The organism is Mycobacterium sp. FW102-FHT13B02 (genome assembly GCF_058790275.1).
Map to the genome: position 1 here is coordinate 1 of NZ_JBYTCM010000025.1, position 20066 is coordinate 20066.

The 20066-nt window shown below is 66.6% G+C and carries 23 protein-coding genes and 1 pseudogene; 14 read left to right on the forward strand and 10 right to left on the reverse strand.

All coding sequences use genetic code 11. The features are described 5' to 3' along the window. Positions 1–102: 102 nt before the first annotated feature. Genes AC3WTE_RS28050 through AC3WTE_RS28060 form a run of 3 tightly spaced genes read left to right on the forward strand, consistent with a single transcriptional unit; the run spans position 103 to position 2188 of the window. On the forward strand, positions 103–264 hold the full coding sequence (locus tag AC3WTE_RS28050; protein ID WP_492442773.1) for a hypothetical protein: 162 nt from the start codon (positions 103–105) through the stop codon (positions 262–264). A 27-nt stretch (positions 265–291) separates the two neighbouring features. Continuing rightward, positions 292–1116, forward strand: coding sequence for a uracil-DNA glycosylase (locus tag AC3WTE_RS28055; RefSeq protein WP_492442774.1), 825 nt, complete (start codon positions 292–294; stop codon positions 1114–1116). A 19-nt stretch (positions 1117–1135) separates the two neighbouring features. Beyond that, entirely contained in the window at positions 1136–2188 is a 1053-nt protein-coding gene (locus tag AC3WTE_RS28060) for an LLM class flavin-dependent oxidoreductase (protein ID WP_492442775.1), read from the forward strand. Here AC3WTE_RS28060 and AC3WTE_RS28065 read toward each other — a convergent pair. Genes AC3WTE_RS28065 through AC3WTE_RS28075 form a run of 3 tightly spaced genes read right to left on the reverse strand, consistent with a single transcriptional unit; the run spans position 2185 to position 3565 of the window. Further along, positions 2185–2631 carry a nitroreductase family deazaflavin-dependent oxidoreductase gene (locus AC3WTE_RS28065; RefSeq protein WP_492442776.1) on the reverse strand — a complete coding sequence of 149 codons (447 nt, stop codon included), beginning with the start codon at positions 2629–2631 and terminating at the stop codon, positions 2185–2187. The genes AC3WTE_RS28060 and AC3WTE_RS28065 overlap by 4 nt on opposite strands. Then, on the reverse strand, positions 2628–3074 hold the full coding sequence (locus AC3WTE_RS28070) for an HIT family protein (RefSeq protein ID WP_459368758.1): 447 nt from the start codon (positions 3072–3074) through the stop codon (positions 2628–2630). Before AC3WTE_RS28070 ends, AC3WTE_RS28065 begins: the two co-directional genes overlap by 4 nt. A 23-nt stretch (positions 3075–3097) precedes the next feature. After that, positions 3098–3565 (reverse strand): VOC family protein, encoded by a 468-nt coding sequence (locus AC3WTE_RS28075; RefSeq protein WP_492442777.1) that lies wholly within the window; start codon positions 3563–3565, stop codon positions 3098–3100. 27 nt (positions 3566–3592) lie between these two features. Between AC3WTE_RS28075 and AC3WTE_RS28080 the strand changes: the two genes are divergently transcribed. Then, complete coding sequence (locus AC3WTE_RS28080; protein WP_492442778.1) at positions 3593–4420, forward strand: AraC family transcriptional regulator; 828 nt, start codon at positions 3593–3595, stop codon at positions 4418–4420. 17 nt (positions 4421–4437) lie between these two features. Next, positions 4438–5820, forward strand: coding sequence for an amidase (locus tag AC3WTE_RS28085; RefSeq protein ID WP_492442779.1), 1383 nt, complete (start codon positions 4438–4440; stop codon positions 5818–5820). Here the strand turns inward: AC3WTE_RS28085 and AC3WTE_RS28090 are convergent. Continuing rightward, positions 5817–6779 (reverse strand): esterase family protein, encoded by a 963-nt coding sequence (locus AC3WTE_RS28090; RefSeq protein ID WP_492442780.1) that lies wholly within the window; start codon positions 6777–6779, stop codon positions 5817–5819. The genes AC3WTE_RS28085 and AC3WTE_RS28090 overlap by 4 nt on opposite strands. Positions 6780–6854: 75 nt before the next feature. Further along, a complete protein-coding gene (locus AC3WTE_RS28095; protein WP_492442781.1) occupies positions 6855–7343 on the reverse strand; it encodes a DNA-deoxyinosine glycosylase in 489 nt (162 codons plus the stop codon). 42 nt (positions 7344–7385) lie between these two features. On the opposite strand from AC3WTE_RS28095, the gene AC3WTE_RS28100 reads away from it, so the two are divergent. Both AC3WTE_RS28100 and AC3WTE_RS28105 read left to right on the forward strand, forming a co-directional pair. Beyond that, positions 7386–8465, forward strand: a complete 1080-nt coding sequence (locus AC3WTE_RS28100; protein WP_492442782.1) for an adenylate/guanylate cyclase domain-containing protein — start codon at positions 7386–7388, stop codon at positions 8463–8465. A 68-nt stretch (positions 8466–8533) separates the two neighbouring features. Further along, positions 8534–9334: a glycoside hydrolase family 16 protein gene (locus tag AC3WTE_RS28105; protein ID WP_492442783.1), complete on the forward strand. Its 801-nt coding sequence runs from the start codon at positions 8534–8536 to the stop codon at positions 9332–9334. Here AC3WTE_RS28105 and AC3WTE_RS28110 read toward each other — a convergent pair whose 3' ends face one another. After that, complete coding sequence (locus AC3WTE_RS28110) at positions 9335–11449, reverse strand: heavy metal translocating P-type ATPase (protein ID WP_492442784.1); 2115 nt, start codon at positions 11447–11449, stop codon at positions 9335–9337. Further along, positions 11446–11649 carry a cation transporter gene (locus AC3WTE_RS28115; RefSeq protein ID WP_492442785.1) on the reverse strand — a complete coding sequence of 68 codons (204 nt, stop codon included), beginning with the start codon at positions 11647–11649 and terminating at the stop codon, positions 11446–11448. Before AC3WTE_RS28115 ends, AC3WTE_RS28110 begins: the two co-directional genes overlap by 4 nt. A gap of 97 nt (positions 11650–11746) precedes the next feature. Here AC3WTE_RS28115 and AC3WTE_RS28120 point away from each other — a divergent pair, with 97 nt between their 5' ends. From AC3WTE_RS28120 to AC3WTE_RS28140, 5 genes and pseudogenes are all read left to right on the forward strand, one after another. Further along, positions 11747–11950 carry a hypothetical protein gene (locus AC3WTE_RS28120; protein WP_492442786.1) on the forward strand — a complete coding sequence of 68 codons (204 nt, stop codon included), beginning with the start codon at positions 11747–11749 and terminating at the stop codon, positions 11948–11950. A 67-nt stretch (positions 11951–12017) separates the two neighbouring features. Then, positions 12018–12569, forward strand: a complete 552-nt coding sequence (abmR, locus tag AC3WTE_RS28125) for an ATP-binding transcription factor AbmR (protein WP_492442787.1) — start codon at positions 12018–12020, stop codon at positions 12567–12569. A 65-nt stretch (positions 12570–12634) separates the two neighbouring features. Next, on the forward strand, positions 12635–13108 hold the full coding sequence (locus AC3WTE_RS28130; protein ID WP_459368770.1) for a glucose-6-phosphate dehydrogenase: 474 nt from the start codon (positions 12635–12637) through the stop codon (positions 13106–13108). A gap of 66 nt (positions 13109–13174) precedes the next feature. Next, on the forward strand, positions 13175–13630 hold the full coding sequence (locus AC3WTE_RS28135) for a methyltransferase family protein (RefSeq protein WP_492442788.1): 456 nt from the start codon (positions 13175–13177) through the stop codon (positions 13628–13630). Positions 13631–14142: 512 nt separating this feature from the next. Next, positions 14143–14547: pseudogene (locus tag AC3WTE_RS28140) on the forward strand (HNH endonuclease); the annotation flags it as partial. A gap of 176 nt (positions 14548–14723) precedes the next feature. On the opposite strand, the gene AC3WTE_RS28145 reads toward AC3WTE_RS28140, so the two are convergent. Both AC3WTE_RS28145 and AC3WTE_RS28150 read right to left on the reverse strand, forming a co-directional pair. After that, a complete protein-coding gene (locus AC3WTE_RS28145; RefSeq protein WP_492442840.1) occupies positions 14724–16592 on the reverse strand; it encodes an ABC transporter ATP-binding protein in 1869 nt (622 codons plus the stop codon). Between the two features lie 20 nt (positions 16593–16612). Next, positions 16613–18346, reverse strand: a complete 1734-nt coding sequence (locus tag AC3WTE_RS28150) for an ABC transporter ATP-binding protein (protein WP_492442789.1) — start codon at positions 18344–18346, stop codon at positions 16613–16615. 147 nt (positions 18347–18493) lie between these two features. Between AC3WTE_RS28150 and AC3WTE_RS28155 the strand changes: the two genes are divergently transcribed. Together AC3WTE_RS28155 and AC3WTE_RS28160 are read left to right on the forward strand one after the other, a co-directional pair. Next, the gene (locus tag AC3WTE_RS28155; RefSeq protein WP_492442841.1) at positions 18494–19006 is read left to right on the forward strand and encodes a DUF3558 domain-containing protein; all 513 of its coding nucleotides are present in this window, start codon (positions 18494–18496) and stop codon (positions 19004–19006) included. Further along, positions 19003–19542, forward strand: coding sequence for a DUF3558 domain-containing protein (locus AC3WTE_RS28160; RefSeq protein WP_492442790.1), 540 nt, complete (start codon positions 19003–19005; stop codon positions 19540–19542). The genes AC3WTE_RS28155 and AC3WTE_RS28160 overlap by 4 nt, the downstream gene beginning before the upstream one ends. Here the strand turns inward: AC3WTE_RS28160 and AC3WTE_RS28165 are convergent. Next, positions 19539–20042 (reverse strand): SixA phosphatase family protein, encoded by a 504-nt coding sequence (locus AC3WTE_RS28165; protein ID WP_492442791.1) that lies wholly within the window; start codon positions 20040–20042, stop codon positions 19539–19541. The two genes, AC3WTE_RS28160 and AC3WTE_RS28165, sit on opposite strands and share 4 nt — an antisense overlap. Positions 20043–20066 lie beyond the last annotated feature (24 nt).

Here is a 20066-nt window from a genome sequence, read left to right on the forward strand (position 1 = left end):
CTAACCGAAGATGACACGCCGCGACCCCACTCAAAACCCGAGTGCATCAACCACGCAACACAAAACGCAACAGCCACACTGCTCGGCATTCGATCGACACCGTTGACCAGTGTTGAATATGCCCTGTATCTCAAGGTGTCGCAGCTGGCTTGGCGGTATCTGCCACGGGCCGTCGTTCTCGATCCGTTGGCGTACAACCGGTACCGCTACGAGCGGCTGCGGTCGGCCTATCACCGCGTGCAATTGGACACCTTCGCCGCTTAGCCGCGCGGACTGGCGCAGAATCTGGGGGTGCTGCCGCATCCCCGAACCGGAGTGTTGTTCCCGTCCCCGGTGCCGGCCGGCTCGGGTTGGCCCGGGGACCCGGCCGACGCCGACACGCCCGTCGCCCGCACCGCGGCGCAGGTCCGGGCCAGGGCCCGCCGCTGCACCGAGGTGGCGGATCTCGACGCCCAGGTATCCGTCTGCCGCGGGTGTCCGCGCCTGGTCACCTGGCGGGAGGACGTCGCGATGCGGGCGGTGGCCAAGCGCAAGGCCTATGCCGGCGAGCCGTACTGGGGCCGGCCGGCTCCGGGTTTGGGGGTGGACCGGCCGAGGATCTGGGTACTGGGACTGGCGCCGGCCGCACACGGGGCCAACCGCACGGGCCGGGTGTTCACGGGCGACCGCTCAGGCGATTTTCTGTTCGCGGCCCTGCACCGCGTCGGCCTGGCCAGCAGCGGCGAGAGTGTCGATGCGGCAGATGGTCTGACCCTCAACGACATTCGCGTGGTCGCCGCGGTAAGGTGCGCGCCGCCCGACAATGCCCCGACGCCGGCCGAACGCGATACGTGCGAGCCGTGGCTGAGTGCCGAGTGGCGGCTGACGGCCCAGGACGTCCGGGTTGTCGTCGCGCTCGGTGGCTTCGCCTGGAAGGCCGCGCTGGACCTGACCGGCGCGGGACGGCCTTATCCGAAGTTCGGCCACGGCGCGCTGGCCGCGCTTCCCGACGGGCGTCGTCTGCTCGGCTGCTACCACCCCAGCCAGCAGAACACGTTCACCGGCAGGCTCACCCCGGCCATGCTCGATGACGTGTTCACCGTGGCCATATCTTTGGCTGGGAATCCCATCGGGTGAGAAAGGGTTGGATTAAATCGTGCAGTTGTCCGTCCTTGATCTCATCCCGGTCCGTAGCGACCAGTCCACCGCCGACGCCTTCGCCGCCACCGTGCGCCTCGCCAAGGTCGCCGACGAGCTGGGCTACACCCGTTACTGGGTCGCCGAGCACCACAACATGCCCGCGGTCGCCGCCACCAGCCCGCCGGTCGTACTGGGCTACCTGGCTGCCCAGACTGCGCAGATCCGGCTCGGCTCGGGCGGTGTGATGCTGCCCAACCACGCACCGCTGGCGGTCGCAGAACAATTCGCGCTGCTGGAGGCGGCCGCCCCCGGGCGCATCGACCTCGGTGTCGGACGGGCGCCGGGCACCGATCCCGTCACCTCGATAGCGCTGCGCGGCCCGGCCGGGCGCACCGACGAGGACATCCACCGCTTTCCCGAGTACCTCGACGACGTCGTCGCACTCATGAGCCCCGGCGGCGTCAAGGTGTCGCTCGAGGGCCGAAACCTGTTGGACCAGAACTATATTCTGAAGGCGACGCCGGCTGCCGTCAGCCCGCCGAAGCTCTGGCTGCTCGGCTCGTCGATGTATTCGGCGCATCTTGCCGCGGCCAAAGGGCTGCCGTATGTGTTCGCCCACCACTTCTCCGGCCAGGGCACCGAAGAGGCGCTGGCCACCTATCGCGAGGAATTCCGGCCCAGCGAGTTCGCCGACAAGCCAACGACATTCATGACCGTCAACGCCTGCGTGGCGCAGACCCGCGACGAGGCCGAACAGCTGATCCGGCCCAACTTGCAGATGATGGCGTGGCTGCGGACCGGCGAACCGCTGCGCCCGCTCGACCTGGTCGAAGACTCCGAGAACAACCAGCTCACCGCCACTCAGCAGGCCATCGTAGCCGCCGGCATGGAACGGGCCGTCGTCGGCTCGCCGGGCGAGGCCGCCCAGCAAATCCGGGACCTGGCAGCGCATTTCGGTGTCGACGAGGTGATGGTCAGCCCCGTCGCCGCCGCGCGCCGGGGCTGCGATCCAGCCACCGCCCCGGCGCGCGAGACCACGCTGCGGCTACTTGCCGAGCAACTCTTCTAACGCGGCGTCAGCGCGACCACGGGGATCGGCCGGGTGGTGCGCTTCTGATAGCCCGCGTACCGGTTGGCGTTGTTCTTGTTCACGACCTGCCACATGCGCGCGTAGTCCGGGTCGTCCTTGCCGACCACACGGGCGGTGACCGGGAATCGCTTTGTCCCGACGTTGATTTCGATGTCGGGCTTGGCTTTGAGGTTGAAGTACCACCCGGGTGCCGTCGGCTCGCCGCCCTTGGACGCGACCACGAGGTAGGACTCGCCGTCCTTGGCATAGGTCAGTGACGTGGTGCGGGCCAGGCCGGTCTTGGCGCCGACGGTGTGCAGCAGCAGGCTGGGTGGCACGCCGGGAAACTGGTGCCCGATCCGGCCTTCGGTCTTCTGGTAGATCCGGTCGTGCATTTTCAGCAACGGCAGGCCGAGGTATTTCTCCCACAAGGGCATACTCATGTGCTCAAGTCTGCCTGCGGATCGGACAGCCGCGCCACCGCCTCCAGTAGGATCTTTCCGCTGGTTTCCCGGTCCGGATCACGGCGCAACAGCATGCCCTTGGCGAACGCCAGCTTGTCGCCGGTCTTGCGCGGGACGACGTGCAGATGGATGTGGAAAACCGTCTGAAATGCGGCTTTGCCGTCGTTGATCGCGATGTTGTTGCCGTCGGCGTGCAAACCGGACTCGCGCGAGGCTTGTGCGATGCGTTGCCCGAGTTTCGCCAGCCCGGCGATCACGTCCGGCGGGGTGTCGACCAGGTTCTCGTAGTGCTGTTTGGGGACCACCAGCGTGTGGCCGCGGGCGAACGGCCGGATGTCCAGGAACGCCAGGTAGTCGTCGTCCTCGTAAACGCGGATCGCAGGCGCCTCCCCGGCGATGATGTCGCAGAACACACAGGCCATCAGTCCACGGTAGGCCAGGCGGGTCAGACGTTGGTGGCCGCCCACTCCGACAACCGGCGGTCGCGCTCGGCGGCGTCGACCTCTTCGACGCGTGTCATCACGGCCCAGCGCTGACCGAACGGATCGATGATCGACGCGAACCGGTCGCCGGTGACGAAAGTCTGTGCCGCTTCCCGGATTGTCGCGCCGGCGCGCTCGGCCCGGTCCACGACTGCGTCGACGTCGGGGCAGTACAGCACCACAGAGTGGGTGACGGGCCCGCTGCGCGGCGGCGCGATCAGCTCGTAGTCGGGGTTGGGATCGGACAATTGCAGCCGGCCGGTACCGAAGTCCAGTTCGGCGTGTGCCACGGTGCCGTCACTCGCGTCCATCTTCTCGATCAGCCGAGCACCGAACACCTCGACGTAGAAGTCGATGGCAGCGGCGGCCCCATCAATCACCAGGAAAGGAGTGAGGCTGGTGTAGCCCTGGGGAATTGGTTGCACGCTCATGGCACCCAGTTTCGTAGGGTCGGTGATGTGGCGGCTTGGAAAAACCCGACAACAGCTCCGAGGCTGGGTGTGGTCGGCCGTGCCGGCACGGCCTCGGTGTTCGACCTGCGGCAATGGCAGCCGTCCGCCGCGGCGGCCGTCTGGGTCGAGAATTTCTGGTCGGTCACCTGGGATTTGCGTGACGCGGAGCCGTTCGACAGCACCGTCATCACGTTTCCCGCGGTGCACCTGACCCACGAGTGGGGCACCGATGACGTTCGGCACGGTCACCCGTTGCCGGCGACACTGGTGCACGGTGTGGTCGAGCGGGTGTTCACCACCACGCTGTCTGAGTCGGGCTCGGTGGTGGGAGCGCGGTTCCGGCCCGGTGGGTTCGCGGCCCGGTTCGGCCGGGACGTCGGTGCCCTGACGGGCCGCGTCCTACCTGCTGACGACGAACTATTCGGCGTACCAGTGTCTTTCGCCGACGATATCGAACAGGCGGCAGCTGCCCTGGACGACGCGATCGGCGACCGTACCGACGCGGACGCCACCTACCGCGACCTGTTGGCGCTGCTCGACCGAGTCAGCGATGATCTGCAGCTGCACCGCGTCGAACAGGTGATGGCGCTGTCTCCCTGGAGCGAGCGCACCACCCAGCGAGTGTTCCGCCGCTACGTCGGTGTACCCGTGAAATGGGTGCTGTGCCGCTACCGCCTGCAGCATGCGGCACTGCAGATCGAGACGGTCCCGGATCTCGATTTCGCCGATCTGGCAGTGCGTTTGGGCTGGTACGACCAGGCACATTTCATCAACGATTTCCGGGCCATGCTCGGCTGCACACCAGGGGAGTACGCCACAAAACATCGCCGATGATAGGTAGTCTGCGCCGCATGGACCCTCGTGACCTGCCATTCGCCGGCGCCGCCCAGCAGGCCCGGCTGCTTGCTGCCGGCGCGGTGAGCGCGCCCGAACTCGTGGAACTGTATCTGGACCGGATCCGGCGTATCGATCCCGAATTGCGTTGTTACCGCGTTGTTCTGGCCGACAGTGCCCGGGCGCAGGCGCGGGCCGCGCAGGCCCGGCTGGACGCGGGGGAACGGCTACCGCTGCTCGGCGTGCCGATCGCCGTCAAGGACGACACCGATGTGGCGGGCGAATTGACGACCTACGGCAGCAGTGCCCACGGACCGGCCGCCGCCGCGGATGCGGAGGTGATCCGCCGCCTGCGGGCCGCCGGCGCGGTGATCCTGGGCAAGACCTCGGTGCCCGAGATGATGATCTGGCCCTTCACCGAGACGCTGACCTACGGCGCGACGCGGAATCCCTGGAACCCGGGTTTCGCACCGGGCGGCAGCAGCGGCGGCAGTGGCGCGGCGGTCGCTGCCGGTCTGGCTGCCATGGCGCTGGGTTCCGATGGCATGGGCTCGATCCGCATTCCGGCCACGTGGTGCGGGTTGTTCGGCATCAAACCGCAGCGCGATCGGATTCCCATGAGCCCACACGACGATTCGTGGTGCGGTCTGGTGGCGTACGGGCCACTGGCCCGCACCGTGGAAGACGCCGCCGTGTTCCTGGACGCCACGACCACCGACCGAGGCTTCGTCGAGGCCGCCCGACGGGCACCGGGACGCCTGCGGATTGCGCTGAGCACCAAGGTGCCACCGTTGGTGACCGCGCGGGTGGGAGCGCAGCAACGCGCCGCGGTGCAGCAGGCGGGGGCCCTCCTGAGGGAACTGGGCCACGACGTCGTCGAGCGCGACCCCGACTATCCGGTGTCAGCGGTGTACGGGCACGCCCTGCCGCGATACTTCCGCGGGGTGTACGACGACGTGTCGGCGTTGCCGCACCCGGAGCGGTTGGACCGCCGGACCCGGGCCTTCGCCAGGATCGGTGGGCTCATTTCCCAGCGACGAATCGATGCGATCCGGGCCGCCGAACCTGCGCTGACCGCGCGGGTGCAGTCGGTGTTCGACACTGTCGACGTGGTGATCACCCCGGGGACGGCGTCCGGACCGTCTCCGATCGGGAAATACCAGCGCCGCGGTGCCGTCGCCACCCTGGCGTCGGTCGCGGCGCGGGTGCCGTTCCAGGCCATGTTCAACGTCACCGGCCAACCGGCAGCGGTCGTGCCCTGGGGACTGGACGGCAGCGGTATCCCGACCTCGATCCAGTTGGTGGGCAGGCCCTTTGACGAGGCGACGTTATTGTCATTGAGTGCTCAGCTCGAAGCTGCCCGGCCCTGGGCTGATCGGCGGCCACCCGTGGGCTGCTAGCGCGCGCCGAGGGTGGCCTGGATGTCCGGCTTCATCTGCAGGAGTTGCTGACCCCAGTAGGCCCAGGTGTGGGTACCCGTCGGCGGGAAGTCGAAGGTGGCGTTGTGGCCACCCGCAGCCTGGTAGGCGCTCTGGAATTTGGTGTTCGAGGCGAGCGTGAAGCTCTCCAGGAACTGCTGCGGCACACCGCTTGTCGCGCCCGCCAGTTCGTCTGGCGTGCCGGTGCCGCAGTACACCCACAGTCGTGCGCCGGACGCAGCGATCCTGCCGACGTTGACCGTCGGGTCGTTGCGCGCCCACGCCGGGTCACCGGGCGGGCCCCACATCGGGCCGGGGTTGAAGCCGCCGGCATCGTTCATCGCGAGCCCGACCATCGACGGCCAGAACGAGTCGGACAGGTTCAGGAAGCCCGACAGGGATCCGGCGTACCGGAACTTGTCCGGGTGGTAAGCGACGTAGATCAGGGCGGTCGAACCACTCATCGACAGCCCGACGACGGCGTTACCGCCGGTCGAGACGTGCTTGTTGGCGGCCAACCAGGCGGGTAATTCGCTGGTCAGAAAGGTTTCCCACTTGTAGGTCTGAGTGGTTCCGTTGCCGACGGCCGGTTGGTACCAGTTGGTGTAGAAGCTCGACATGCCGCCGACCGGCATGACCACCGACAGGCCCGAACCGTTGTACCACTCGAAGGCCGGGGTGTTGATGTCCCAGCCGTTGGTGTCATCCTGGGCGCGCAGGCCGTCCAACAGGTACAGGGCGTGCGGACCGCCACCCTGGAATTCGACTTTTATGTCGCGGCCCATGGCCGCCGAGGGCACATTCAGGTATTCGATGGGTAGTCCCGGCCGGGAGAATGCGCCGGCTGGCGTCGCTGCGATCAGGCCACCGATCGTCAGCGCCGTCAGCGCCGCACCCAGAATCTTCGTGAATCCCGGCAGGTTCGTAGTGATGCGTGACATGGGTAAACCCCCTGGGTCCGGATGCGGATGCACACCGCATTCGCCCGGCATACCCCGATCGGCGCAGGTGAAACGTCAGCCGACAACTCGCCATGCGGCGAGTTTTTCGGTGAACGACATGGTCAGTGCTCCGCTGCTCGACGGCAACCGAGTCGCTGGCAGCGCAATGTCGGCTTGCTGGAACAACGTGTACGCCGTCAGTCCGTTGACCAATCCCCGCTCGATCGTCGGATGCTCTGCCAGGAATGCGCTGAAGTCGTTGAGCACCAACGTCTTCCGATCGATGTTCGCGTCCAGGCTACCGACCCGCCGGCAGCTGTGCACAACGTCCCACAGCGCCACCCCGGCGCCGGTGACAGCCTCGATGCGCTCGGCATACCGCAGCTGTGCGTCGAACCCGAGGAGCGCGCCCAACAGCCGCCAGAACTGGTTGCGCGTGTTGGCGTAATACTCGCCGGTGTCCAACGACTTCTCGCTGGGAAACGAGCCCAGGATCAGCACTCGTGGGGCGGAACCGACCACCGCCGGCAGCCCGGTGCGCAGCGGCATCTCCTGCTCGGTCATGCGTCCATTCTGCGGGACTGCCAGGCACGATAGGTTGGCCGGGTGAGTGAACACGCTGCCGAGCCGGCCGACCCCGATGAGCTGACCGCATGGTTGCTGTCCGAGGGGTTCACCGAGGAGCAGATCACCGAGGCGTTCGCACCGACGCTGCTGCCGTCTCGGCGGGCATTGGGTGATGACGGCACCAGGCTGTCGGCTCGTCAGATCAGCGCGCAGTGGGGCGTGGATCTGGCCCTCCTGCAACGGATTCTGCATGCAGCCGGCCGGCCTCGCACGGAGGATGTCGATACGGCGCTGCACCTGCCGGTCGACAGCGAGCTGATCGGGTACGCCCAGCGGTTTCTCCGATACGGGCTCCCTGAGGACCAGGTCGTCGCCGTGGTTCAGGTCATGGCCGAAGGCCTCGCCCGCACTGTCGAGGTGATGCGCTTCGCAGCGTTGTCCGCGATCATGCAGCCGGGGGTCAGCGAACTCGACGGCGCGAAGGCGACTGCCGCGCTGATCGGCGAGGTTGCGCCGCTGCTCGGCCCGATGATCGGGGACATGCTTCGTACCCAGTTGTTGCACGCGTTGTTGGAGGAGGAGGTCAGCGCCAGCGAGCGGATCGCCGGGCGGCCGCTGCCGGGGTCTGGGCAGGTGTCGGTCGCCTTCGCCGATCTGGTCGGCTTCACCAGTCTTGGCGAGGAACTGCCGCCGGAGGATCTGGAGAAGTTGTCGCAGCGGCTGGCTGACCTCGCCCGCGATCTCGCCGAGCCGCCGGTGCGCTTCGTCAAGACCATCGGTGACGAGGTCATGCTCGTCAGCGCCGAGCCGGTACCCCTGTTGAACGTGTTGCTGCAGCTGGTCGCCGCGGCCGATGAGGACGAAGCGCTACCGCGGCTCAAGGCCGGCATGGCGACCGGAGTGGCCGTGAGCCGGGCGGGGGACTGGTTCGGCAGCCCCGTCAACCAGGCCAGCCGCGTGACGGGCGTGGCCCGCCCAGGTGCCGTCTTGCTGGCTGAATCAGCTCGTGAGGCGATCGGTGACGCACCGGGTTTCGAGTGGTCGTTCGCCGGTGCGCGACGGCTCAAGGGCATCCGGGACGAGGTGAAATTGTTCCGCGCCCGCCGCATCGCGGACTAGCTGCGGTGCCGCACCCCGACTTGCACCCGACTTGCACCATGGCCGGGACGCCGCTTACATGGGTAGGCATGCCAGACATTGATCGTCGCAGCATGATGTCGATGGCGGGGTTGGGCCTGTTGGCCGCCACGCTCCCGATCGCCGAGGCCCGGGCCGATATCCCCGGAAAGGTCATCTTCGAGGACAACTTCGACGGACCGGCCGGATCGTCGCCCGATACCTCGAAATGGGAGATCGCGACGGCCCGCGAATCGATGAAGGACCCGACGTACTGGGAGCTCCCCGAGCACGTCGGCCAGTACCGCAACGACCGCAAGAACCTATTCCTGGACGGCAAGTCGAACCTGGTGATCCGCGCCGCCAAGGATGGCAACACCTATTACAGCGGCAAGATCTTCGGTACCTTCCGCGCCGGCATCGGCCACACCTTCGAGGCCCGGATCAAGCTCAACTGTTTGACGCCGGGCTGCTGGCCGGCTTGGTACCTGGCCAACAGCGATCCCGTCGTCGGCGGCGAGGTGGACATCATGGAGTGGTACGGCAACGGGAGCTGGGCTCCCGGCACCACTGTGCATGCCAATCTGAATGGCGGCGAACATGTCTCGCACACCATCGCACCGGACAGCAACTGGCACACGTGGCGCTGCCAGTGGGACGACGCGGGCATCCGGTTCTGGCTGGATTACACCGACGGTGCCCAGCCGTATTTCAACGTGCCGGCAAAGTCGTTGCCCAACTGGCACTTCAACGATCCTGGCTACACCCTGTTCCCGATCATCGACCTCGCGGTCGCGGGTTCTGGTGGCGGCGATCCCGGCCCCGGCACGTACCCGGCGGAGATGCTGATCGACTGGGTACGGATCTGGTAGCTACCGGCTGGGCTTGAAGCTGCGCAGTCGCAGGCTGTTGCTCACGACGAACAGTGAGCTGAAAGCCATTGCCGCGCTGGCGATCATCGGGTTGAGCAGGCCCATGGCCGCCAGCGGGATCGCAGCGACGTTGTAGGCGAACGCCCAGAACAGGTTGCCCTTGATGGTCTTGAGCGTGGCTCGGGACAAGCGGATGGCGTCGCCCGCTGCGCGGAGATCGCCACTGACCAGGGTCAGGTCCGAAGCTTCGATCGCCACATCGGTACCGGTGCCCATCGCCAGTCCCAGGTCGGCTTGGGCAAGGGCGGCAGCATCATTCACGCCGTCGCCGACCATGGCCACGACCCGGCCCTGGTCCTGCAGCCGCTTGACCTCGTCGACCTTGTCGGCGGGCAGCACTTCGGCGATCACCGTGTCGATTCCGACTTCGGCCGCCACCGCACCGGCCGCGCGGGCGTTGTCCCCGGACAGCAGCACGGGCGTCAGCCCCAGTTTCTTGAGATCGGCGATGGCCTCGGCGGCAGTGTCTTTCACCTTGTCCGAGACCACGATGACGCCTGCGATGACACCGTCGATCGCCACCCACACGGGCGTGCGACCTTCGGCTTCAGCGGTGCGTGCGGCGGTCTGCAGCTCCGGCGCGGCCTCCGTGGCCAGCCAGCTGTACCGTCCGACGGCGACGTCGTGACCGTCCACCACGCCGGTGACGCCGCGACCGTCGTGGTTGACGAACTCTGTCACCGTGGGCAGCGCGCTGTCTTGGGCTGCTCGTATCGCCACGGCCTGGGCGATGGGGTGTTCGGAGGCGTGCTCCAGCGCACCCGCGAGCCGTAACACGTTGTCAGACTGGGCATGTACCGCGGTCACCGTCATCTTTCCGGTGGTCACCGTGCCGGTCTTGTCCAGCACGACGGTGTCGACCTTGCGGGTCGATTCGAGCACCTGCGGACCCTTGATCAAGATGCCCAGTTGTGCGCCGCGACCGGTGCCGACCAGCAACGCCGTCGGCGTGGCCAGCCCGAGTGCGCAGGGGCACGCGATGATCAGCACCGACACGGCGGCGGTCAGTGCGGCGCTGACCGAGCCGCCGCCGGCAACCAGCCAGCCGATCAGCGTCAGCAGCGCCAGCCCGATGACCACCGGTACGAACACCGCCGACACCCGATCGGCGAGACGTTGGACTTCGGCCTTGCCGCTCTGCGCATCGGCGACCAGACGCGCCATCTGCGCCAGCTGGGTGTCCGCGCCGACGCGCGTGGCCCGAACCTCGAGGCGCCCACCGGCGTTCACCGTCGCTCCGGCGAGTTGGTCGCCGGGGCCGACCTCGACGGGGACCGATTCGCCGGTCAGCATCGACGCATCGACTGCGGATCTCCCGCTGATCACAACGCCATCGGTGGCGACCTTCTCGCCGGGGCGAACCACGAAGGTGTCGCCGACCGCCAGTTGTTCGATGGGCACCCGGGTCTCGTGGCCGTTCCGGAGTACCGCAACGTCCTTGGCGCCGAGATCGAGCAGCGCACGCAGTGCCGCTCCGGATTGCCGCTTGGCGCGGGTCTCGAAGAACTTGCCGGCCAGGATCAGCGTCGTGACGGTGGCGGCAACCTCCAGATAGAGGTGCTCGCTGCCCGTGCTCAGCAGCCATGCCGACCAGAGGTACGAGGTGAGGACGCCGAGCGACACCAGGGTGTCCATGGTGGCCGCGCCGTGCCGCAGGTTGGTCCACGCGGCGTGATGCAGCGGCCAGGCGCCCCACAGCACCACCGGGGTGGTGAGCGCCATCGCCCACAGCGGCCAGTGCGGGAACTGCAGGGCCGGGATCATCGACAGGGCGAGCACCGGAATGGTCAGGGCAAGGGACACCAACAGCCGCGGTAGGTACGCCGTTTCGGTTGGCGTATCGGCCTTGTCGATGCTCGCGGTGTAGCCGGTGGCTTCCACGGCCGCCACGAGGTCGTCGGTGGTCACGCTGTCCGGGTAAGTGACGGCCGCCTGCTCGGTCGCGAAGTTCACGGTGGCGTGAACTCCGTCAATCCGGTTGAGCCGCTTCTCGATTCGGGCGGCGCATGACGAACACGTCATACCGCCCACGGACAGCGTGACCGACGTGGTCATGCTGGTTGGACGACGTCGTATCCGGCGTGTTCGATCGCGGCGGCAACGGCGGCCCGGTCGGGCTCACCATCAACGCGTACGGTTCCGGCCTTGATGTCAACCTCGACACCGGTGACGCCCGGTAGCGGCTCGACAGCGGAGGTGATGGACGCGACGCAGTGTCCGCACGACATTCCCTGAACTTCAAGTACCTGACTCATGGCCCCAGTATATACCCATAGGGGGTATAGGTAGGGCAGTGAGGCGAGTCTCGGTCTTCCTCGTCTTCAAGTCGGGCCGGGTGGCATCCTGGTTCCCATGGCACGCAAGGAAATCGACCCCGTTCGAGCCAAGAGCGCTCTGGCTGTCGCAAAACAGCACCCGGGCATGATTCTGTTCCTGGCCTCGCCCGCGATCATCGCCGTCGTCCTCGTAGGCGTATTCGCCGGCACCGGTTGGGCGGTGTTGCTTGCGCTCGCGCTGCTCGTGGCCGGCGGTGTGGTGCTGCGGCGCAACCTCTGACGAAACCGTTGTTCGCCTGGGGTGAAAGGCTATTTTCTTACAGCTGTAACGATGTAATCATGTAATCATGAGGCAACGTCATTCTGGCCAGGACCGCCGCGGCGGCTGGCAACAAGCGCAGCAGCCCGACGCGGGCGACGCCGCCGACTGGTTCGCCGGTCGGCTTCCGGAAGAGTGGTTCGCCGGAGACCCGGACGTCACGGTCGACCGCGAGGAGATCATCGTCATCGGGCGACTGCCCGAGCCGGAGAACCCGGAAACCGCTGCTCGGGCATCCGGGCGCGTCGCGCGCTTCCGGGAAGAGACCCGGTCTGAGCGCATGCGAATCGCCGACGAGGCGGAAGCCCGCTACGGCCGCAAAGTGGCCTGGGGCGTATCGGTGGGGGAGTCGGAGCGAACCCTCTTCACTCACTTGGCCGTTCCTGTGATGACCCGACTCAAGCAGCCGGAGCGTCAGGTGCTCGACACTCTGGTCGACGCCGGGGTGGCGCGGTCCCGTTCCGATGCGCTGGCGTGGTCGGTACGGCTTGTCGGTGAGCATGCCGAGGAATGGCTCGCAAAATTGCGTGACGCGATGACCGCAGTCGACGACCTTCGTGCAGAGGGCCCGCAGCTCTGAATAACCATTGACGTTCGCCATCGGGCGGGTGCACGCTCAAGAGACCGGCCCGATGGGAGCGCGTCATGAACGATCGGTTGTTCAATTACATCGGGGAGATGCTGTGCGGCGGCCTGGATGCTGATCTCGCATCTGCCCGTGTGCTCGGGCCGGGTGACTTCACGACATTCCTGACCGACGACGTGCGGCTACACGTGATCCAGGGGCGGCTGGCGGCCGAGGAGTGGGGCGCCGCGGAACGGCACGGGCCGGTGCGGGTGCTGGCCACGCACATCGTCATCACCGAGCACGGCTTGCTGTACGCGGCCGAGGTCGGCGGTCCGAATCCCGGCTACTACCTCGCGGCGCCGCGGACTTTGCTCGAACCCGTCGCGGACCACATCGCCGACAGTCCGCCGCCGTCGGGCGCGGCGACGGCCGTGGACTGCCGACTGGACCACGACCTCGCGTCCATCTGGCAATTCGAGAGTGCGCTGCGGCATCGTCTCGACTCCGATCCGGTGATCCGGGTTCAACTGACGTCCGCGTTCGCGGCCTGAGCCATGGGTTCATTGACGTCCCGTCGACGTCAAAGCCTCATGCGCAGCGCGGTTTTCACTGTCATCGTGCCCGGGACCATGGCTGGGCTGATTCCGTATCTGCTCACCGATGGTTGGCGGCGGCGCGGCGACCTCCTCGGGCTCTCTGGAGCGTGGATTGCCGGAGTGGTTCTGATTGCACTCGGGCTCCCGGTGCTGCTCATGGCGATCTACAAATTCGCCAGTGACGGCCTGGGTACGCCATTGCCTGCGGCGCCCACTCAGTGTCTCGTGGTGACGGGGCCGCACCGGTTCGTCCGTAACCCGATGTATCTCGCGGTCGCGACCGTCATCGTCGGCCAGGCACTGGTTCTCGGTCAGACCGTGCTGCTCTGGTACGCAGTGCTTTTCATGTTGATGACGGCCGCGTTCGTGTACTTCTACGAGCAGCCCACGCTGCAGACGCAGTTCGGCGAGGACTACCGCCGCTACTGCGAATCGGTGCCCGCGTGGCTGCCGCGGGTCACGCCGTATCGACCGTAGGCCCGCCACGTTTCGGGGTTGTTGGTGGCGGGTCCGTCGCTGGAACACCGCGGCGGGATCCATTTCGGAGCGTGCGATCCGCCCATACGAGATCGTCAGGCGGACATGAGGTCAACGCTGTGTCACGGCCAAGGCAACCGGAACTGTCACCGATGTCCTGATGCATCGCAAAGTCCGACAGTCCCACCCATTGTCGTTCGAACGTTTGTTCGATAGAATGTGGTATGGGAATCGCGCAAGATCTCGCCACCAGTCTCGGCATCGCTCGAGGTGTACGCCTTCCGGACGACATCACCGGAGACGACGCTCTTGAATCGATGCGGGTGCTGGTGACGCTCCGGAATGTGGTTGATCATCTGGCGGCGATGGTGACCGGGGTGCTGGATCGGTGTGCGGTGGCGGCTTCGCAGGGGCGGACGCTTGCGGGAGTTGTTGATGTCGTTGGGGTGTGCGCCGAGTGTGGCGGAGCGGATGGTCCGGGTTGCCGCGGCGCTGCCGCTGGTGCCGACGCTAGCGCGGCGACGCTGGACCGAATCTGCTGCGACACCACCGTCACCACGGTGATCGTGGACGGCGAACAGGTACCCCTGGACATGGGCCGCGACAAACGGTTGTTCCCGGCGCGGCTACGCAAAGCCTTGTATCTGCGCGATCAATGCTGCATCAAATGCGGCGCCCCGCCCGGACGTACCCATGCGCACCACATCGTGCACTGGACCCACCGCGGGGAGACCAGCCTGAGCAACGGCTGCCTCCTATGCCCGGGCTGTCATGCCAATGTCCATCACGACGGCTGGGATGTCGTCATGGGCCTGGACAAACACCCCTGGCTCATCCCGCCCGCAGCGGTGGACCCCCACCGGAAGCCGATCCCGGCCTACAACCGCCGCACCATGCGACTGGACGTGGCCGCATAGCCGCCTCGCGCGCTATCTGAAACTTGTTGCGCACCTTGATAACTCAACAGTGACACGCGGATTGCGGACCTGCTGCTTCGGCAGTAGAGCTGAACCAGCAGGCCCGCACACCGGCACACCGCAATGAACTGTCGTTGTCCTGATGCTCGGCCCAGTTGGGACCAGCCACGCGACCGTCAGGCCTGCGTCATTGCCCAGTAGGCCCCGCGGCGCTGGAGCAGCTCATCGTGGGATCCGCGCTCGACGATCCGGCCGGCCTGGACCACCAGGATCAGATCCGCGTCGCGGATGGTGGAAAGCCGGTGCGCGATAATGAAACTCGTCCGGTTGCGGCGCAGTTCTGCGGTGGCCTGGGCGATCAGCAGCTCGGTGCGGCTGTCGACGGAACTGGTGGCTTCGTCGAGGATCAGCAGCTGGGGTTGCCGCAGCAGTGCTCGGGCGATGGTGATCAGCTGCTTCTCGCCGCCGCTGATGTTCACGCCGTTTTCGTTCAGCCGCGTTTGATAGCCGTTCGGCAAGGTGTGCACGAAATGGTCGACGCGGGCGATGCGGGCAGCCTCGATGACTTCCGCCTCGGTGGCGTCCGGGCGTCCATAGGCGATGTTGTCGTAGATGGTGCCGCCGATCAGCCAGGTGTCCTGCAGCACCATGCCGATATGCAACCGCAACTCGGCTCGGCTCATCGTCGCGATGTCGCGACCGCCCAGCAGGATTCGGCCGGATTCGGGTTCGTAGAACCGCATCAGCAGATTGACCAGCGTGGTCTTGCCGGCCCCGGTCGGCCCCACGATGGCCACGGTGCTGCCTGGTTCGGCGACGAACGACAGGTCCTCGATCACCGGCTTGCCGGGTACGTAGGAGAAGTTGACTCGCTCGAACTCCACCCGATCCGTTGCGTCCGCCAAGCGAACGGGAGCCGGCGGCGCTTCAGCGATTTCCTCGTCCGCATCCAGGAACTCGAAAACCCGCTCCGCACTGGCCATCCCCGACTGCATGGTGTTGTACATGGACGCGATCTGGGTCAGTGGCTGATTGAACTGGCGTACGTATTGGATGAACGCCTGGATGCTGCCGAGGCTGATCTGCCCGGTCGCGACCTGGATGCCACCGACCACCGCGACGCCGACGTAGCTGATGTTGCCGATGAACGTCGTGATGGGGGAGACCAGGCCGGACAGCGACTGCGCGCCGAAACTCGCCTGGTACACATCGTCATTCAGCTCGCGGAACTTCGCTTCGGCCAGCGCCCGGTGCCCGAAGGTCTTGACCACGGTGAAGCCGCTGTAGGTCTCTTCGATGTGGGCGTTGAGCCGGCCGGTGTTGCGCCACTGCGCCATGAACTGCTGTCGTGAACGCTTGGTGATAACCCGCGTCGCCAGCAACGTGAACGGCACAGTCAGCACTGTGATCAACGCCAGCAGCGGCGAGATCCAGATCATCGCCACCAGCACCGCCACCACTGTCAATGCTGAAGTCAACAGCTGGCTGACGGTGATCGTCAGCGAGGTCTGGACGTTGTCGATGTCGTTGGTGACCCGGCTGAGAATCTCGCCCCGGGGCCGGGAATCGAAGTAGGACAACGGCAGCCGGTGCACCTTGTCCTCTACGCGGGCGCGCAGAGTGAACATGGTGCGCTGGACAATGGTGTTGAGCAACCGCGCCTCGGCCCACACCATCATCGCCGAACCGAGATAGAGCAGCAGGGCGATGGTCAGCACATGACCGATCGCATCGAAGTCGACACCTTGTCCCGGGACCACGTGGGATCCTGCGAGCAGGTCGGCAAAGGTGTTGTCGCCGCGGGCCCGAGCCGCGGCCACTGCCTGCTCGCGGGTGATCCCCGCCGGCAAGCCGCGGCCCAGTACGCCGTTGAACAACAGATCGGTGGCATGGCCCAGGATGCGTGGCCCGATCACGCCGACGGCGATCCCCACGATGCCCAACAGCATCACCAGGATGACCCGGGTGCGTTGCGGCGCCAGCTGTTTGACCAGCCGCAGCGCCGTGCCCAGGAAGTTTTCGGACCGCTGGCCCGAAGCCAGCATCGCGGCCGACGGCGGCCGGGTCACGCCACGCCTCCGGCCACAACCGCCTGCGATTCCGCGAATTCGCGGTACACCGGGCAAGACTCGATCAGCTCGGAATGCGTTCCGGTGCCCACCACCTGACCGTTGTCCAGTACGACGATCTGATCGGCGCCGGCGACCGTCGAAAGACGCTGGGCAACAATGACCACCGTGGCATCGGCAGCCACCGCCGACAACGCGGCCCGCACCCGGGCATCGGTGTGGACGTCCAGCGCCGAGAACGCGTCGTCGAACAGATACACCGCCGGCCGGCGGATCACCGCGCGGGCGATGGCCAGACGTTGGCGCTGGCCACCGGAGAAATTCGTGCCGCCCTGAGCGACCGGCATACCGAGTCCCTCGGGATGGGCCGCCACGAAATCAGCCGACGCGACACCGAGCGCGGCCCACATCTCGTCCTCGGTGGCGTCGGCCTTGCCGAACCGCAGGTTGTCGGCGACGGTGCCGGAGAACATGTGCCCGCGCTGCGGCACCACGCCGATCATCGACCACAGCTGTTCGGGGTCGTAGTCCCGCACGTCGACGCCGTCGACCAGTACCGCGCCGGAGGTGACGTCATACATCCGGCACAGCAGCGCCATCAGCGTCGACTTCCCTGACCCTGTCGATCCGACGATGGCCGTCACCGTCCCGGGCCGCGCGGTCAGCGAAACCCCGTGCAGCACAGGGTCGTCGGCCCCGGGATACCCGAAGGTGGCTGCCGCCACCTGTATTTCCCCGCGCCGAATGTCCGGCACCACCGGCGCAGCGGGCGCCACGATCGTCGGCTCGGTCGCGAGCACATCGGTGATCCGCTCGGCGCACACCGATGCCCGCGGCAGGATCACCAACACGATGGTCACCATCAACACGGCCATCAGAATCTGCATGAAGTAGGACAGGAAGGCGATCAGCGAGCCGACTTCCATCTGGCCGTGGTCGATGCGGATGCCGCCGAACCAGATCACCGCAACGCTGGAGAGGTTCACCGCGAGCGTCGTCGCCGGCAGCATCAGCGCTTGCCACCGACCGACCGTCAGGGTCGTGTCGGTCAGCGCGCGGTTGGCCTCGGCGAACCGTTCGCGTTCGTCGTCTTCCCGAGAGAACGCGCGGACGACGCGGATGCCGGTGAGCTGTTCGCGCAGCACCCGGTTGATGTTGTCGATCAGCCGCTGCATGCTGCGGAACAACGGCAAGAGCCGCGAGATGATCAGGTAGTTGCAGATCGCCATCACCGGCACGCTGACCAGCAACAGCCAGGACAGCCCCGCGTTCTGGTGCACGGCCATCGCGATGCCGCCGACGCTCATGATGGGCGCGGTGATCAGCATGGTGCACGTCATCTGCACCAGTACCTGAATCTGCTGGACGTCGTTGGTGGTGCGCGTCATCAGTGTGGGCGCCCCGAAGCGCACGGCCTCGGCATTGGACCAGCCGAGCACCCGGCGGAATACCGACCACCGCAGGTCGCGGCCGAAACCCATACCGGCGCGGGAACCGAAATAGACCGCGCCGACCGCGCACAGCACCTGCAGCGCGCTGACACCCAGCATGACGCCGCCGAGTCGCCCGATGACGGCGGTGTCGCCGCGGGCGACGCCGTGGTCGATGATCCGGGCATTGAGTGTGGGCAGATACAGCGAGGCCAGAGTGCTGATCAGTTGCAGTGTCGCCACCACCGTCAGCTGCCGCCGATACGGCCTCGTGTACTGCCGCAGCAGTGCCCAGAGCATGCGGTTACTGTGGCACACCCGGGAAAGCTTGTAGAAAGACCAGGTCAGTCGGCCTGTCGGTGGTTGACCTCCGAACCTGCCGCTACAGTGCATGGCGTGACCCGCAGACAGGTGAAGACCGCCGCCGCGACCGTGCTTGCCGCGGCGATGATTCCGGCGATGTCCGCCTGCTCGGACCAGGGCAACAGCGGCGGCGCTCCCGCGGGCGGCCCGTCGGGCCCGTCGGCAGCGGGCCCGGCCAAGCACGGCCCGATGTTCCCGGTGTGCGGCGGCGTCAGTGATCAGACGGTCAGCCAGCTGACCCAGGTCGCCGGCCTCGTCAACACCGCGAAGAACTCCGTCGGCTGCCAGTGGCTGGTCAATGGCGGCATCCTCGGTCCGCACTTCTCGTTCACCTGGTATCGGGGCAGCCCAATCGGCCGCGAACGCAAGACCGAGGAACGCACGCGCGCCGACGTCAACGACGTCAACATTCAGGGCCACTCCGGGTTCGTCGCACTCGGTGAGGACCCGATGATCGGCAAGAGCCTGTGTGAGGTCGGCATCCAGTTCGATGACGACTTCATCGAATGGTCCATCAGCTTCTCCCAGAAGCCCTTCCCCGACCCGTGTGACATCGCGAAGGAACTCTCCCGGCAATCGATTGCGAACGCGAAATGACACAGCGAAAACTGGCTGGAGCCGTCGTCGTGATGTCTGCGCTGGCGCTCGTGGGATGCGCGCGGTCGGTCGAGGGCACCGCGATGAAGGAAGGTGCGGGCGGCGGCAGTGAGCATTCGGCCGACTCGTACCCCAATCTGCTCAAAGAGTGCGACGTGCTGACAAACGACGTGCTGGCCAAGACGGTCGGTGCGGACCCGCTGGACATCCAGAGCACCTTCGTGGGGGCGGTCTGCCGCTGGCAGGCGCTGAACCAGTCCGCGGGCCTCATCGACATCACCCGGTTCTGGTACGAGCAGGGCAGCCTCGACGAGGAGACCAAGGTCGCCCAGCACCTCAACTACAAGTACGAGAACAGGGCGATCGCCGGCGTGAAGTCGATCATCATGCACCCGAACGACCCCAACGGTTCGTGCGGTGTGGCCAGCGACGCCGCCGGTGTCGTGGGCTGGTGGGTGAACCCCCAGGGACCGGGTGCGGACACCTGCGGCATGGCCACCAAGCTGATGGAGCTGACGCTCGCCACCAACTCCTAACGGGGGATGTGGAACTCCACCAACCTGGCGCTGCCCAGTTCCAGCTCTGCCCACGGCCGGTCGGTGTGCAGGACCGCGATCGATGATGTCGGGTACTTCATCGCAATTTGTTCGGTCACCTCGCGGTCACTGGTGTCGGGCGACGCCAAGCCCAGGGCGACTGATGAGATGACCGGTTCGTGGCCGATCACCAGCAGCGTGCTCGCCGCCTCCGGTGCGCCGTTGATGACGCCGATGGTGCTGCCCGGCGTCGAATCATAGAGGCGTTCGACGTACGTCACGGGTGCGTCGATCCCGGTGTGGGCGAGCGTCTGCCGGGTTCGGGTGGCGGTCGAGCACAGGACGGCGCCAACGGGCGGTAGATGCTGCCGAATCCACTCCCCGGCCAATGCCGCCTCCCGGATGCCGCGCTTGGCCAGCGGCCGGTCATGGTCGGCGACACCTTCGGGATAGTCGGATTTCGCGTGCCGCAGCAGGATCAATGTTCGGGTTCCCGTCACCCGCCCACCGTAGATCCCCGGAGT

Coding starts and splice junctions, on each gene's coding strand:
- AC3WTE_RS28065 (WP_492442776.1), bottom strand. CDS start 2,631: ATGAGTATGCCCTTGTGGGAGAAATACCTCGGCCTGCCGTTGCTGAAA.
- AC3WTE_RS28070 (WP_459368758.1), bottom strand. CDS start 3,074: ATGGCCTGTGTGTTCTGCGACATCATCGCCGGGGAGGCGCCTGCGATC.
- AC3WTE_RS28075 (WP_492442777.1), bottom strand. CDS start 3,565: ATGAGCGTGCAACCAATTCCCCAGGGCTACACCAGCCTCACTCCTTTC.
- AC3WTE_RS28085 (WP_492442779.1), top strand. CDS start 4,438: ATGGACCCTCGTGACCTGCCATTCGCCGGCGCCGCCCAGCAGGCCCGG.
- AC3WTE_RS28090 (WP_492442780.1), bottom strand. CDS start 6,779: ATGTCACGCATCACTACGAACCTGCCGGGATTCACGAAGATTCTGGGT.
- AC3WTE_RS28095 (WP_492442781.1), bottom strand. CDS start 7,343: ATGACCGAGCAGGAGATGCCGCTGCGCACCGGGCTGCCGGCGGTGGTC.
- AC3WTE_RS28105 (WP_492442783.1), top strand. CDS start 8,534: ATGCCAGACATTGATCGTCGCAGCATGATGTCGATGGCGGGGTTGGGC.
- AC3WTE_RS28110 (WP_492442784.1), bottom strand. CDS start 11,449: ATGACCACGTCGGTCACGCTGTCCGTGGGCGGTATGACGTGTTCGTCA.
- AC3WTE_RS28115 (WP_492442785.1), bottom strand. CDS start 11,649: ATGAGTCAGGTACTTGAAGTTCAGGGAATGTCGTGCGGACACTGCGTC.
- AC3WTE_RS28120 (WP_492442786.1), top strand. CDS start 11,747: ATGGCACGCAAGGAAATCGACCCCGTTCGAGCCAAGAGCGCTCTGGCT.
- abmR (WP_492442787.1), top strand. CDS start 12,018: ATGAGGCAACGTCATTCTGGCCAGGACCGCCGCGGCGGCTGGCAACAA.
- AC3WTE_RS28130 (WP_459368770.1), top strand. CDS start 12,635: ATGAACGATCGGTTGTTCAATTACATCGGGGAGATGCTGTGCGGCGGC.
- AC3WTE_RS28145 (WP_492442840.1), bottom strand. CDS start 16,592: ATGCTGGCTTCGGGCCAGCGGTCCGAAAACTTCCTGGGCACGGCGCTG.
- AC3WTE_RS28150 (WP_492442789.1), bottom strand. CDS start 18,346: ATGCTCTGGGCACTGCTGCGGCAGTACACGAGGCCGTATCGGCGGCAG.
- AC3WTE_RS28155 (WP_492442841.1), top strand. CDS start 18,494: ATGATTCCGGCGATGTCCGCCTGCTCGGACCAGGGCAACAGCGGCGGC.
- AC3WTE_RS28160 (WP_492442790.1), top strand. CDS start 19,003: ATGACACAGCGAAAACTGGCTGGAGCCGTCGTCGTGATGTCTGCGCTG.